Origin of the sequence: Tenacibaculum soleae (assembly GCF_030549005.1) — a bacterium.
Taxonomy (GTDB): Bacteria; Bacteroidota; Bacteroidia; order Flavobacteriales; family Flavobacteriaceae; genus Polaribacter; species Polaribacter soleae.
Window position 1 is genome coordinate 1 of record NZ_JAUOSW010000002.1, and the last position, 13,739, is coordinate 13,739.

11 protein-coding genes and 1 tRNA gene are annotated in these 13,739 nt (G+C 30.6%); all 12 read left to right on the top strand.

The features are described 5' to 3' along the window. The 12 genes from Q4586_RS02350 (at window position 1) to Q4586_RS02405 (ending at window position 13,733) form a co-directional block, all read left to right on the top strand. Window positions 1-75, top strand: a tRNA-Val gene (locus Q4586_RS02350). Window positions 76-179: 104 nt separating this feature from the next. Continuing rightward, on the top strand, window positions 180-1,463 hold the full coding sequence (locus Q4586_RS02355) for a nucleotide sugar dehydrogenase (RefSeq protein ID WP_068704759.1): 1,284 nt from the start codon (window positions 180-182) through the stop codon (window positions 1,461-1,463). Then, on the top strand, window positions 1,463-2,401 hold the full coding sequence (locus Q4586_RS02360; protein ID WP_068704757.1) for a Gfo/Idh/MocA family protein: 939 nt from the start codon (window positions 1,463-1,465) through the stop codon (window positions 2,399-2,401). Before Q4586_RS02355 ends, Q4586_RS02360 begins: the two co-directional genes overlap by 1 nt. A 26-nt stretch (window positions 2,402-2,427) precedes the next feature. Beyond that, window positions 2,428-2,853 (top strand): adenylyltransferase/cytidyltransferase family protein, encoded by a 426-nt coding sequence (locus tag Q4586_RS02365; RefSeq protein ID WP_068704755.1) that lies wholly within the window; start codon window positions 2,428-2,430, stop codon window positions 2,851-2,853. Between the two features lie 8 nt (window positions 2,854-2,861). Further along, window positions 2,862-4,190 (top strand): UDP-glucose dehydrogenase family protein, encoded by a 1,329-nt coding sequence (locus Q4586_RS02370; RefSeq protein ID WP_068704753.1) that lies wholly within the window; start codon window positions 2,862-2,864, stop codon window positions 4,188-4,190. A gap of 5 nt (window positions 4,191-4,195) precedes the next feature. Beyond that, the gene (locus tag Q4586_RS02375) at window positions 4,196-5,212 is read left to right on the top strand and encodes an NAD-dependent epimerase (protein WP_303526001.1); all 1,017 of its coding nucleotides are present in this window, start codon (window positions 4,196-4,198) and stop codon (window positions 5,210-5,212) included. Then, window positions 5,202-7,652, top strand: a complete 2,451-nt coding sequence (locus Q4586_RS02380) for an SLBB domain-containing protein (RefSeq protein WP_303526004.1) — start codon at window positions 5,202-5,204, stop codon at window positions 7,650-7,652. The genes Q4586_RS02375 and Q4586_RS02380 overlap by 11 nt, the downstream gene beginning before the upstream one ends. 7 nt (window positions 7,653-7,659) lie before the next feature. Further along, window positions 7,660-8,769, top strand: a complete 1,110-nt coding sequence (locus Q4586_RS02385) for a Wzz/FepE/Etk N-terminal domain-containing protein (protein WP_068704747.1) — start codon at window positions 7,660-7,662, stop codon at window positions 8,767-8,769. A 63-nt stretch (window positions 8,770-8,832) separates the two neighbouring features. Beyond that, complete coding sequence (locus Q4586_RS02390; protein ID WP_176714978.1) at window positions 8,833-10,161, top strand: flippase; 1,329 nt, start codon at window positions 8,833-8,835, stop codon at window positions 10,159-10,161. Continuing rightward, on the top strand, window positions 10,151-11,641 hold the full coding sequence (locus tag Q4586_RS02395) for a hypothetical protein (protein ID WP_068704743.1): 1,491 nt from the start codon (window positions 10,151-10,153) through the stop codon (window positions 11,639-11,641). The genes Q4586_RS02390 and Q4586_RS02395 overlap by 11 nt, the downstream gene beginning before the upstream one ends. Further along, window positions 11,641-12,438, top strand: a complete 798-nt coding sequence (locus tag Q4586_RS02400) for a glycosyltransferase family 25 protein (RefSeq protein ID WP_068704741.1) — start codon at window positions 11,641-11,643, stop codon at window positions 12,436-12,438. The genes Q4586_RS02395 and Q4586_RS02400 overlap by 1 nt, the downstream gene beginning before the upstream one ends. Beyond that, the gene (locus Q4586_RS02405) at window positions 12,435-13,733 is read left to right on the top strand and encodes a hypothetical protein (RefSeq protein ID WP_141677680.1); all 1,299 of its coding nucleotides are present in this window, start codon (window positions 12,435-12,437) and stop codon (window positions 13,731-13,733) included. Before Q4586_RS02400 ends, Q4586_RS02405 begins: the two co-directional genes overlap by 4 nt. The last annotated feature ends 6 nt before the right edge of the window (window positions 13,734-13,739 follow it).

Sequence of the window (13,739 nt, forward strand, 5' to 3'; positions counted from 1 at the left end):
GGGCAATTAGCTCAGTTGGTTCAGAGCACCTCGTTTACACCGAGGGGGTCGGGGGTTCGAATCCCTCATTGCCCACAGAAAAAGTCTCGTCAGATAATGGTGAGGCTTTTTTTTGTTTATAATATTTTGTTAACTATGTTTTTTGTAATTTCGTAAGCTATTTTAGTAGTAAGAAAAAGATGAGTGTACCAAAAATTGCAATTATAGGATTAGGTTATGTAGGATTGCCGTTAGCTAGGTTATTTGCAACAAAATATACAGTAGTTGGTTTTGATATAAAATCGAAACGAGTTGACGAATTAAAGTCAGGTGTAGATGTAACGTTAGAGGTAGCAGATGATTTGTTAAAGTCCGTTTTAGTTCAAGAATCTACCATAGAAAAAGGTTTGTATGTTACCAGTAGTGAAAAGGATATTGAAAACTGCGATTATTACATTGTAACGGTGCCGACATCTGTAGATAAAAATAATCAACCAATTTTAACACCCTTATTAAGTGCAAGTAAAACAATTGGGAGTGTTTTAAAAAAAGGATCTATAGTTGTTTATGAATCTACCGTATATCCAGGAGCCACTGAAGAGGATTGTGTACCAGTGCTAGAAAAAGAATCGGGATTAACATTGAATCAAGGTTTTTTTGTAGGGTATTCGCCAGAAAGAATAAGTCCTGGAGACAAAGTTCGTACTGTAGAAAATATATTAAAAGTTACTTCAGGTTCTACTAAAGAGACCGCCCAAAAAATAGACGATTTATATAAATCAGTTATTAAAGCAGGTACTCATAAGGCAGCATCCATTAAAGTTGCCGAAGCATCAAAAATTATTGAAAATTGTCAAAGAGATATCAATATAGCTTTTGTTAATGAATTGGCAAAAATATTTAATTTGATGAATATTGATACGAGCGAAGTTTTAGAAGCCGCCTCTACAAAATGGAATTTTTTACCTTTTAAGCCAGGTTTAGTTGGCGGGCATTGTATTGGAGTTGATCCGTTTTACTTAGCGCAAAAAGCGCAACAATTTGGCTATTATCCAGAAATAATACTATCGGGTAGACGATTGAATGATAGTATGGGAAGTCATGTGGCTTCAGAAGTTGTGAAGTTGATGATTTCAGAAGATGTAAAAGTAAAAAATGCTGAAATTTTAATTTTAGGAATAACCTTTAAAGAAAACTGTCCGGATATTAGAAATACCAAAGTGGTTGATGTATATCATGCTTTAAGGAGTTATGGCGTAAATATTGATATTTATGATCCTTGGGCAAAAAAAGAAGAGGTTATTAGAGAGTATAATTTTGGTCTAATAACCAATTTATATGAAAAAAAATACGATGCCATTGTTTTAGCAGTATCGCATAATGAATTTAAAGAAATAGAATTGTTGAGGTTAAAAAAAGAAAATGGAGTGGTGTATGATGTGAAAAATATATTACCTAAGCAATTAATAGATAAAACATTATAATGAAAAACTTTGCGTTAATAGGTGCAGCAGGATATATAGCACCACGTCATTTAAAGGCGATAAAAGATACGAATAGTAATTTAATAGCAGCACTAGATAAATTTGATAGTGTTGGTGTGATGGATAGTTATTTTCCGAATGCAGATTTTTTTGTGGAGTTTGAACGTTTTGATCGACATATTGAAAAAATTAAACGTCAACAAAATATTCAATTAGATTATGTAAGTATTTGTACACCAAACTATTTACACGATTCACATATAAGAATGGCTTTACGTAGAGGGGCAGATGCTATTTGTGAGAAACCACTAGTTTTAAATCCGTGGAATGTAGATGCTTTACAAGCAATCGAAAAAGAGTCAGGAAATAAGATTAATACAATACTTCAATTAAGGTTACATCCAAGTATTATTGCTTTAAAAAATAAAGTCGCATCTGAAAATAAAAAAGAGAAATATGATATAGATTTAACCTATATTACTTCTCGTGGTAATTGGTACGATGTCTCGTGGAAAGGAGACGAAAGTAAATCAGGAGGAATAGCCACAAACATTGGGGTGCATTTTTATGATATGTTATCTTGGATTTTTGGCGATGTACAAGAAAACTTGGTGCATTTAAGAGAAAAAGACAAGTCGGCAGGTTATTTAGAGTTTGAAAATGCAAGAGTACGTTGGTTTTTGTCGATTGATGAAAATTCATTGCCAAAGCAAATTCAAGAAGTCGGACAAAGAACTTACCGTTCTATAACCGTTGATGGAGAAGAAATAGAGTTTAGCGGCGGATTTACAGAATTACATACCGAAAGTTATAAAGGTATTTTAAAAGGAAATGGTTTTGGGTTGATGGATGCAAAGGCTTCTATAGAAATTGTACATGATATTAGAAATACAGAATTGGTTAATTTAGGGGAGAAACATTTGTTTTTAAATAGATAAAACTATATTTGCTGAAAAGAAAAAATATGAAAATAGGAATTACTTTTAGTGCTTTCGATTTACTACATGCAGGTCATGTAAAAATGCTTGAAGACGCAAAAGAACAGTGCGATTATCTTATTTGTGGTCTACAAACAGATCCTACGGTTGATAGACCCGAAAAAAACAAACCCATACAATCTGTTGTAGAGAGATACATTCAGCTAAAAGGATGTAAATATGTTGATGAGATAGTGCCGTATACTACAGAGCAAGACTTAGAGGATGTATTGCAATCTTTTAAAATAGACATACGCATTTTAGGAGATGAATATGCTGATAAAAATTTTACAGGGCGTACCTACTGTGAAGAAAAAGGCATCACCTTATTTTATAACAAACGAGAACATCGTTTTTCTAGCAGCGAATTGCGTAAGGAGGTAGCTGAAAAAGAAAATAATAAGCTTAAATAATAAGAAGAATGAATATAGCAGTTGTCGGATCAGGATATGTAGGTTTGGTTTCAGGGGCTTGTTTTTCTGAGATGGGAAACAGGGTTACTTGTGTAGATATTGATTCACATAAAATAGATAAGCTACATGAAGGGATTATTCCTATTTATGAGCCAGGTTTAGAAAATATGGTGTTGAAAAATATCGCAAATAAAAACCTGTTTTTCACCACCAAGTTAGAAGAAGCGATAAGAGATGCTGAGGTTGTTTTTATAGCTGTAGGAACTCCTATGGGCGATGATGGCTCTGCAGATTTACAATATGTATTGTCTGTAGCCAAAGAAATAGGCCGTAAAATGACTAAAAGACTTGTGGTGGTTGATAAATCTACCGTGCCAGTTGGTACAGCAGATAAAGTAAAAGTTGCCATTCAACAAGAATTAGCTAGCAGAGGAGAAGAGATAGCTTTTGATATAGTTTCAAATCCTGAATTTTTAAAGGAAGGAGCCGCCATCGATGATTTTATGAAGCCCGATAGAGTTGTTATTGGCGCAGCATCGGAATATGCTTTTGATACCATGAAAGAACTGTATAGCCCATTTTTAAGGTCACACGACCGTCTTATTAGCATGGATATTCGCTCAGCAGAAATGACAAAGTACGCAGCCAATGCCATGTTAGCGACTAAAATTTCTTTTATGAACGAGATTGCTAATATCTGTGAAAAAGTAGGCGCAGATGCGAACCAAGTCCGTATTGGTATCGGTTCAGATAGTAGAATAGGATACAGTTTTATTTATCCAGGAGCAGGGTACGGAGGTTCTTGTTTTCCTAAAGATGTAAAGGCCTTAAATAAAATTGCCCAAGAACACGGGTACAATGCTGAGTTAATAAAGTCTGTTGAAGAGGTTAATAATCGACAGAAGTTTGTGATTGCAGAGAAAATCGTAAAAAGATTTGGTGAAGATTTATCAGGAAAGGTTTTTGCTCTTTGGGGACTGGCTTTTAAACCAGGTACCGATGATATGCGAGAAGCACCCGCTATTTATGTAGTAAAAGAATTGGTAAAACGTGGAGCAACAATAAAAGCGTACGATCCGAAAGCGATGGAGGAAGCACAACACTTTTATTTAAAAGGGGTTGATGGTATTTCATACTTCGAATCAAAATATGAGGTTTTAAAAGAAGCAGATGCTTTAATTATGTTAACAGAATGGAAAGAGTTCCGCTCTCCTGATTTTTCAGAAATAAAACAACAACTTAATACTCCTATTATTTTTGATGGTAGAAATCAGTATAATGTTTTCAATTTACAAGATAAAGGTTTTGAATATTATCAAATAGGAAAACAAAACTAGCATACATGAAAATACTTGTTACAGGAGCTGCGGGTTTTATTGGTTTTCATTTGTCAAAAAAACTATTAGATAAAGGTCATACTGTTATAGGAATCGATAATATTAACGACTATTATAATGTTGATTTAAAGTACGATCGTTTAAAAGAACTAGGTATACAAAAAGAAACAGCTGCTGCTTTTTATAAAGAAAATATAAGTAGCACGTATAGTGACTTTAAATTTAGGAGAATAAATTTAGAGGACAAAGAAGCTTTAGTTGCATTATTTGAACAAGAAAAGTTCGACGTAGTCTGTAATTTAGCAGCACAAGCAGGGGTTCGTTATAGTATTGAAAATCCGGATGCCTATATACAAAGTAACATCGTAGGTTTTTTAAATATTTTAGAATGCGCTCGCTATAACAACATAAAACACCTAGTATATGCGAGTAGTTCTAGTGTATATGGGGCAAATGCAAAAATACCTTTTTCAGAAGAAGATAAGGTAGATACACCTGTGAGTTTATATGCAGCGACCAAAAAAAGCAACGAGTTAATGGCATATACCTATAGCCATTTATATAAAATACCTACAACAGGATTGCGTTTTTTTACGGTGTATGGACCTTGGGGAAGACCCGATATGGCTCCTATGTTATTTGCTGATGCCATATCAAACGATCGCCCTATAAAAGTTTTTAATTATGGTAAAATGCAGCGTGATTTTACCTATATAGATGATATTGTAGCAGGAATAGAACGCGTTTTAGTATCTGATATAAAGGACAGGACGCTATATAAAGTATACAATATAGGAAATAATAATTCGGTGAAATTATTAGATTTTATATCAGAAATAGAAAAAAATATAGGTAAAGAAGCTAAGAAAGAGCTACTACCAATTCAGCTAGGAGACGTTGAAAAAACATGGGCAAACGTTAATGATCTAATGAAAGATTATAACTATAAACCCAATACCTTACTAAGTAAAGGAATTAAAGAATTCATTAATTGGTTTAAAAATTATGCAATTGACAAATAAAATAGGAAGAGAAGAAGTCTTAAAAAGTGTTTTTATAGTTCTTTTCGTATTCGTTAGTTTTACAAATTATGCTCAGAGTATTCAGCAACAAATGAATACTATTGAGGTAGATAACTTGTCAGATGAACAAGTAGCGAATTATCGTGATAAAATTAAAAAAGAAGGGTATACTTTAGAACAGGCATTGTCAATAGCCAAAACAAGAGGGATGTCTGAGCTACAAGCCCAGAAATTACAAGCTAGAATTCGAAATTTAGGTACTTCAACCAATAATCAAAATACTAATATAGATGAATCGCAAGGAAATAACAGTACTTCGAGTAATCAATTGCTTTTTGGATTGACAGGCAAAGAAGAGGTGAAACCTAAAGAATCGTTACTTTTCGGGTATGACTTTTTTAACAATCCAAATATTACATTCACACCAAACTTAAATATAGCAACGCCTGAAAATTATGTAATCGGTAGCGGAGATATACTCTCAATTGATTTATGGGGTGCTGCTGAAGCTAATTACGAGAAGAAAGTAAATAGGCAAGGTGCAATTAATATTCAAGGTGTTGGTTATATTCAAATAGTAGGTTTACCTATAAAAGCAGCAAAATCTAAAATAAAGAATTATTTAAAAAGAATTTATGCTGGTATTGGCGCTTCGTCTAATAGTTATAACAAAGTACACATGGCTGTTTCTATTAAAGAAGTTCGCAATGTGCAAGTAAGTATTGTAGGCGAAGTTAAAGTACCAGGGTCTTACTCGTTAAGTGGTTTTTCTACCGTATTAAATGCTTTATACGCAGCAGGTGGACCCACTGAAAACGGAACGTTTAGAAATATTCGATTGTTCAGAGGGGGAGAAAAAGTAGCCGACTTTGATTTTTATGATTTTTTAATCAATGGTTCTGAGACAGGTAATATCACAGTGCAAGATCAAGATGTTATCATTGTTAAACCTTACGATAAAATAGTAACTATTGAAGGAGCCGTAAAAAGACCTGGTTTATATGAAATGAAAGCAGCAGAAACAGTAGTTGATTTAATAAAATATTGTAGTGGTTTTGTTTTTGATGCATACAAACAAAATATCATTATTGAAAGAATTAATGGAAAGCAAAAAGAATTAGTAGAGATTCCGTTAGTAGCTTTCGCTAAAGAAAAATTGAAAGATGGAGACTTTATAAAAATAAATAAAGTGTCTAATCAATTTTTAAATAAAGTTAGTGTTGCGGGAGCAGTTTTTCAACCTGGTAAATATGAGTATAAAGAAAATTTGTCATTAGCATCTTTATTAACAAAAGCTGAAGGTGTAACCAAAGAAGCCTTTTTAGATAGAGGTATTATTGTAAGAACTTACGATAAGGTAAATAAAGAGACCATTTCATTTTCGTTAAGAAGTAAAAATGAAAGCTTATTATTGAAAGAAAATGACAGCGTATATGTTTTTTATAAAGAAGAGTTAAAAGAAAAAGAATTTATTACTATTAACGGAGCTGTTAATAAGGCAGATGAATTCGATTTTATGCAAGGCATGCAAGTAGAAGATTTAATTGCGCTTGCAGGAGGGTTAAAAGATGGGGCAGACGCTACAATGATAGATGTTTCTAGGAGATTAAAAGATGGTAGTTTCGAAACAATAAGTGAAAACTTTGATTTAAAAGCCAGTGGTAGTTTAGGAGGTACTGTTAGTAATAATTTTACATTACAACCTTTTGATATTGTTTCAGTACGTTATTTAAAAGGGTATACAAAACAAAAAACGGTATTTATAAAAGGAGAAGCTAATTTTGAAGGCGAATATTCTTTAGGCGGTAAAAATGAAAGAATTTCAGATTTAATAGTACAAGCAGGTGGGTTAACAAAATACGCATATATAGAAGGCGCTTTTTTAACAAGAAAAAACAATAAGGTAGAAGATGTTAAACAATTAGAAATGATAGCAGACTTTGCTAAAAAAGACAGTTTAACAGCCGACACATCAAATGAAATAAAACAAAAAAATACTTTTAAGATTGGTATTAAATTAAATGAAATTTTAGCCCAAGATGGTAAAGATTCAAAGTTCGATTTGATTTTAGAAGAAGGAGATGAGTTGTTTATTCCTTCAGAAAGACAAACCGTAAAAGTAGAAGGAGAGGTACTATCACCATCGTTAGTTCGCTACGAAAAAGGGAAGAGTTTTAAACATTATATAGAAAATTCTGGAGGATTTTCAGCTAATGCAAAAAAGAGCAGGGCCTATGTTATTCATGCAAATGGAGATATAAAAACAACCAAACGCTTTTTGTTTTTTAAATCGTACCCTACTGTAAAACCAGGTTCAGTAATTTTAATACCTAATAAACCTGAAAATACTAGAAAGATTTCTACTCAAGAAGTTATTGCAATTACTACAGGTTTGGCAACGTTGGGTGTTTTGGTAAAAAGTTTAACAGATAATAAGTAATTTTAAAATGGAAAATAAAAATACTTATAAAGCTGAAGACGAAATAGATTTATTAGCATTGTTTAAAACTATTTTACAAGGCAAGAAGACTATCATTCGTTTTGTTATGGTATTCGGATGTATCGGTTTATTTATCGCTATTTTTTCAGCTAAAGAATATACAGCGTCAGTTACCTTAGTACCCCAAACAGGTGGTAGCAAAGTGTCGGGTAATTTAGGAGGCTTAGCAGCCATGGCAGGGATCAATTTAGGAGGAGGAAATGAAGAAGGGATTCCACCGGCCTTATATCCTAAAATCGTACAAAGCATTCCGTTTCAAAAAGAGTTACTACAAACACCCTTAAGTTTTTCTCATATAAGTAATACTGTAAGTTACGAAGAGTACTATACTAAACATGAGCAATTTAATTTATTACGTTTTCTTAAAGAGTATACTATAGGCTTACCAGGTAAAATTATTGCTAAATTAAGAACTGGTGGTATTGAAGAGTTAAATGTAGATTCTCTTAATGGCATCCATAAAATTACAAAAGAAGAGAATATACTTTTTAAAATGCAACAAGAGCAATTAAGTGTTAATGTTAATGAAAAAGAAGGCTATATAGAGTTGTTTTTTTCCATGCCAGAAGCATTGCCTGCAGCACAAATGACAAAAAAGGTACAAGAACTATTACAAAAAGCAATCACTAATTTTAAAATACAAAAAACTAAAGATGAGTTTGAATTTATAGAAGAACGCTATGCCGAGTTAAAAAAAGATTTCGAAAAGAAACAGGCTGCTTTGGCATCTTATAGAGATCGCAATCAAGGTTTAATTACCTCTCGCTCACAGTCGCGGTTAGAAAGTTTACAAGCTGAATATAATTTAGCATTCAGTATTTATTCTGAGTTGGCGAAGCAGCTAGAAACTCAGAAAATAAAGCTAAAAGAAGATACGCCTATTTTCACGGTAATAGATCCGGTAAGTGTCCCAGTTGATAAATCAAAGCCAAAGCGTATTTTAATTATAGTTGTATGGGGTATGTTAGGTGTTTTTATTGGTGTTGGAAATGTTGTAGGGAAGAATTTGATTTATGAATTTAAAGAGAAAATCAGTAAAAGGAAGCTAGATATATAGATGTTTTTATTATGGTTGTTAAAAAAAGTAAATTAATTTCATTTTTTTATGCTTAAAAAGCGGTTGTTTTCTTTATTAAAGCTTAATTCAGGGGCAAAAAAAATTATATTTAATATATCCTGGCTTTTTTTTGATAAAATACTAAAGATGCTATTTGGTGTTTTCGTAATTTCAATGATTTCAAGGTATTTAGGACCTACTCAATATGGTTTGTTAAATTACATTACAGCTCTTATTTCTCTTTTTATCGCTTTTTCTGCATTAGGTTTAAATGGAATAGTTGTAAGGGATTTATTAATTAAAGAAAAAGAGGCGCCAATAATTTTGGGTACAGCTTTTGGTTTGAAATTAATAGGAGGAATAATATCTTTCTTTTTCTTTTTATTATTGGTTTATACTCTACGACCAGATGATAACGTTACCATTTCACTAAGTTTAGTGCTTGGTTTTATGTTGATTTTTAAATCAGCTGATGTAATAAAATTTTGGTATGAATCTCAAACAGCGTCAAAATATACTGTTATTGTAGAAAACAGTGCTTTTTTGATAGTAGGGACTGTTAAGTTAGCTTTAATTTACTTTGAGGCATCTTTAAAGATGTTTGTGTTAGCAATATTGTTGGAAAGTATACTTGTGTTTATTTTTTTCTTTTTAATTTATAAAAAAAATAAGAGTAGTTTTTTTAATTGGAAATTTAAAAGAGACAAAGCGAAAAATTTATTAAGAGATAGTTGGCCTTTAATAATTTCATCATCAGCATGGATTATTTATTCAAAAATAGACCAAGTAATGATAGGACAAATGATGGATGACACAGCTGTTGGTTATTATTCTGCGGCTACTAGAATAAGTGATATGGTGAGTTTTATACCTGCAATGGTAGCTTTTTCTATTATTCCTTCTATATTAAAGTATAGAAAAAAGAATAATAAACTTTACATGTATAAATTTCAAAATATCTATAATATCGTCACATCAATATTGTTTTTGCTAGCAATATTTATTACATTTTTTTCAGAACATATAATTAATTTTGTTTTTGGGGCTCAATATTCACAATCAGCTAATGTATTAAAGATTCATTTTTGGACTGTGATCTTAATTGGTTTGGCTGTTGTTAGTGGACGCTATTTAATAAACGAAGGCTTGCAAAGAATAACAATGTATAGGCATTTAACCGGAGTTTTAATAAATATACCTTTAAACTTTATTCTGATTCCCAAAATAGGTATTGATGGAGCTGCTGTATCTAGTTTAATTTCATTGTTTTGTGCAAACTATTTATTAGATTATTTTAATAGAGATACTAAAATAATTTTCAAACAAAAAACTAAAGCTCTTTTCTTTACTTGGGGTCTTAATCAATTAAAAAATAAAAAACATGAAGAATAAAGCAGTAATAAATAAAGAAGCTGTTAAGAATAAAGTGGAGTCTTTTATTTACAATAATATTGATTCTGTCGAAGTTGAAGTTCATAATGAAGTACCTGTATTAACACATAATAGGTTTGATTTAGCATTTAAAATTTTATTCTTAGAATCAATTCTAAATTTTAAGACTAAAAGAGCAAAAGATATTTATAAAGAACATATTAGAGCTTTTTCTTTAGGCTCTTATAAAGAGCCAGGTAATGAAGATAAAAATAGTTTAAATAAATTTATTAATACTTTTAAATCTCTTTATGAAGATATTAATGCAAATGGATTTAATGAAAACACAAGTTTAGTACCTTTATCTAAAGACGGTACTATTTTAAATGGCGCACATAGAACTGCTATTTGTATTTACCTTAAAAAGGAATTAAGAGTAGTTAATACTATGTTAGAAGCTCATCAATATGATTATAATTTTTTTTATAATCGTAATGTAGCGGATGATATTTTAGATGAGGTAGCAACAAAATATGTGGAGTATTCAGAGAATACCTATATAGCATTGCTCTGGCCAACAGCACAAGGTAAAGACAATGAAATTGAAGAAATAATACCTAATATTGTATACCGTAAAAATGTTGACCTAAATAATAATGGAGCTCATAATTTATTGTCAGAAGTATATTTTGGGGAAAATTGGATAGGTAATAAAAAGAATAATTTTAAAGGTGTTAAAAAGAAATTAGTAGAATGTTTTAAAAATAAATCTGCTTTAAGAGCTATAGCTTTTCAAGCAGAAAGTTTAGATAAAGTATTAGAAATAAAAGAAGAAGTTAGAAAGTTATTTAATGTTGGTAAACATTCTATACATATTACTGATACAAAAGATGAGGCAGTACAATTATCTAGGATGCTATTTAATAATAACAGTATTCATTTTTTAAACCATGCAAAACCAAATACAATTTTATCTACTCATGAAAAAATAGAGAAATTTAAAATTACTATTTTAAAAAATAAAGTTGATTTTAAAAACGTATTATTAGATGGGGGCATAATGTTGTCTTTATACGGTGTAAGAGAAGCATCTGACATAGATTATTTTATTGCAGGAAAAGATAAATTAAAGGATTTTGAAAGTTTAGATATAGAGGATCATGATGAGGAGTTAGTTTTTCATGATAAAGAAAAAACAGATTTAATATTTAACCCTACAAATTATTTTTACTTTAATGATTTAAAGTTTGTTTCTTACAAACAATTATATAAAATGAAAAGGAATCGGTATAATAAAAATTTGAATACAAAAGATAAAAATGATTATCAAATTATGGATGCTATGATAGAAAAAAAGACTATCAAGAAACATTTTTATTATATTAAGCAAGTTTTATATTATCAAGGACTAAAACTTATACCAAAAATAAAGAGCTTATTAAAAATCACAAAATTAGAAACTCCAGCAAAATACATATATAAGAAAATAAGTAAAAAATAATGAATTTAAATCTTAAACAAAATAATCAAATTCCTATTTACTTAGTTTCATTGGATGAAGATACGCAAAGACGAGAAACTTTAGCAAAAGATTTTCCTTTATATTATCCTAATATTACAAGAGTTTCTGCAGTAGATGGACGTAAAATTACAGCAAAGTCATATTATAATTCAATAATTGACTATTATAGAAGAACTAATAAAGTGTTGTCACCAGCTGAATTAGGATGTACACTGAGTCATATAAAAGCATTAAAACTTTTTTTAAATAGCGATAATGAATTTGCATTGATTTTGGAAGACGATGTGATAGGAAATGACAAAAATATTGATGATATTTTTTCTTTAACAACCGTTGTTCATCCAAATTCGTTATTAATTTGTGGTGGGCAGGAAGGATTAAATGCACGAAAATATCAATTTGGTAAAAAATCTAAATATGAGGGGTTAACAGAAATAAGTATGTTTTCTTACCGTCATGTGTTTAGAACCTGTTGTTATTTGGTAACTAAAAATAGTGCAAAAGCAATTGTCGACTATCAAGAGAGAAATCTAACTTTAGCCGATAAATGGGACGTTTTTTTTAAAGATACTGATATAAAAATATTTTATAAAAACTCTTTGTCACACCCAAAAGATCTAGCAAATAGTCATATAGAACAGGACAGAGCATATTTTAAAAATAAAACTTCTTTGCAGAAGTTTTTTTCAAAAAATATTTTAGAAAGAGTTGCTATAAAATTATATAATGAAACACAATTTATTTTACATAAAATAAAAGGATATAAGTCATTATGATAAAATTACAACCCATTAAAAAGATAGATGTCTTCTTAATGTTTTTATTGATACATGGTTTTTACATAGTGCCACCCATTAATAGTTCTATGTTGGCGGTGGGAATAGTGCTTTTTTTAGGAGCTTTATTAAAACCTAAATTTATAAACGACAGTTTTAAATTGCTTGTAAATAGAAAAATAGCAATGCTTTTTGTTTGGGTTTTTGTTATGATTGCTTTTAATATAGTTATTTCTTTAATTCACTCTACATTTGATCTATCCTATAATAAAAATCTCATATCGCAAATAGTGCAAATAGTGATGGTTATTTTTGTGATTAGCTATATTTTTTATGATTATAAAGGAGATAGATATACAGTGTACCTTGGTTATCTAATAGTATGGGCTTTTTTGATGCAATCTGTTGTAGAAATAGTTGCGTTTATAGTACCTGCTTTTGCATCAGTTGTACATTTAACATACAAAGCTGAGCAAATAGAATTAATGTATGAAGGTTATGGCGGAGTTAGAGGGCTGGCACTTACAGGCTCTGCTGGTTGGGGGCTTGCTGTGGGTTTTGGTTTTGCTTTTTTATTTTTTTTTAAATTATACATTGTGAATAAAAAAGCTACTATTTTTACTATAATACTAGGGCTTATTTTGGTGCTTGGTGCTTTTTTTGCAGGAAGGTCATCTTTTGTTGGGGCAATTTTAGGTGTAGTTTACTATATTTTTTCACAAGGTAAAGTGCTTATAAAACTAAGAAATGTTTTTTTTGGTATTGCTTTGTTAGTTGTATGTATAATGGCTGTTTATTTTTTACTTCCCGCTTTTTCAGAGTTATTGCTAGAGCGAGTATTCCCTTTTGTATTCGAGTTTTACTATAAATACGAATCTTCGGGCGTAGCACAAACAGGTTCTACTAATAAGCTAATGGAAATGTGGTCGGTTCCGATTTCATCAACAACTTTTTTTATAGGAGATGGTGTATTTACAGACCCTATAACTGGTAAATATTATATGTTAACAGATGTTGGTTATATTCGTAATTTGCTTTTTGGCGGGTTTTTCTGGGTAGTTTTAGTAATAAGTTATCATTTTTATATTAGTTCTGTTGGTATCTTGTTTAATAAAAAAGTAATTTTTAATGACAAATTATTTATTGTTTTTTTGCTTTTATATATGTTGATTTTAGAAGCCAAGGCTATGTCATTAGGATATAATAAATATGCATTTATAATATTAGTTTTATATTTAATAGCTTGGATTTATGAAAAAAATAACAAGAGCGAAAAATACATTGATAGACCCTAGGTTTTA

Bases quoted from the DNA above. Each gene is read 5' to 3' on its own strand.
- Q4586_RS02400 (WP_068704741.1), top strand. From the start codon at position 11,641: ATGAATTTAAATCTTAAACAAAATAATCAAATTCCTATTTACTTAGTT.
- Q4586_RS02395 (WP_068704743.1), top strand. From the start codon at position 10,151: ATGAAGAATAAAGCAGTAATAAATAAAGAAGCTGTTAAGAATAAAGTG.
- Q4586_RS02405 (WP_141677680.1), top strand. From the start codon at position 12,435: ATGATAAAATTACAACCCATTAAAAAGATAGATGTCTTCTTAATGTTT.
- Q4586_RS02375 (WP_303526001.1), top strand. From the start codon at position 4,196: ATGAAAATACTTGTTACAGGAGCTGCGGGTTTTATTGGTTTTCATTTG.
- Q4586_RS02355 (WP_068704759.1), top strand. From the start codon at position 180: ATGAGTGTACCAAAAATTGCAATTATAGGATTAGGTTATGTAGGATTG.
- Q4586_RS02360 (WP_068704757.1), top strand. From the start codon at position 1,463: ATGAAAAACTTTGCGTTAATAGGTGCAGCAGGATATATAGCACCACGT.
- Q4586_RS02385 (WP_068704747.1), top strand. From the start codon at position 7,660: ATGGAAAATAAAAATACTTATAAAGCTGAAGACGAAATAGATTTATTA.
- Q4586_RS02370 (WP_068704753.1), top strand. From the start codon at position 2,862: ATGAATATAGCAGTTGTCGGATCAGGATATGTAGGTTTGGTTTCAGGG.
- Q4586_RS02365 (WP_068704755.1), top strand. From the start codon at position 2,428: ATGAAAATAGGAATTACTTTTAGTGCTTTCGATTTACTACATGCAGGT.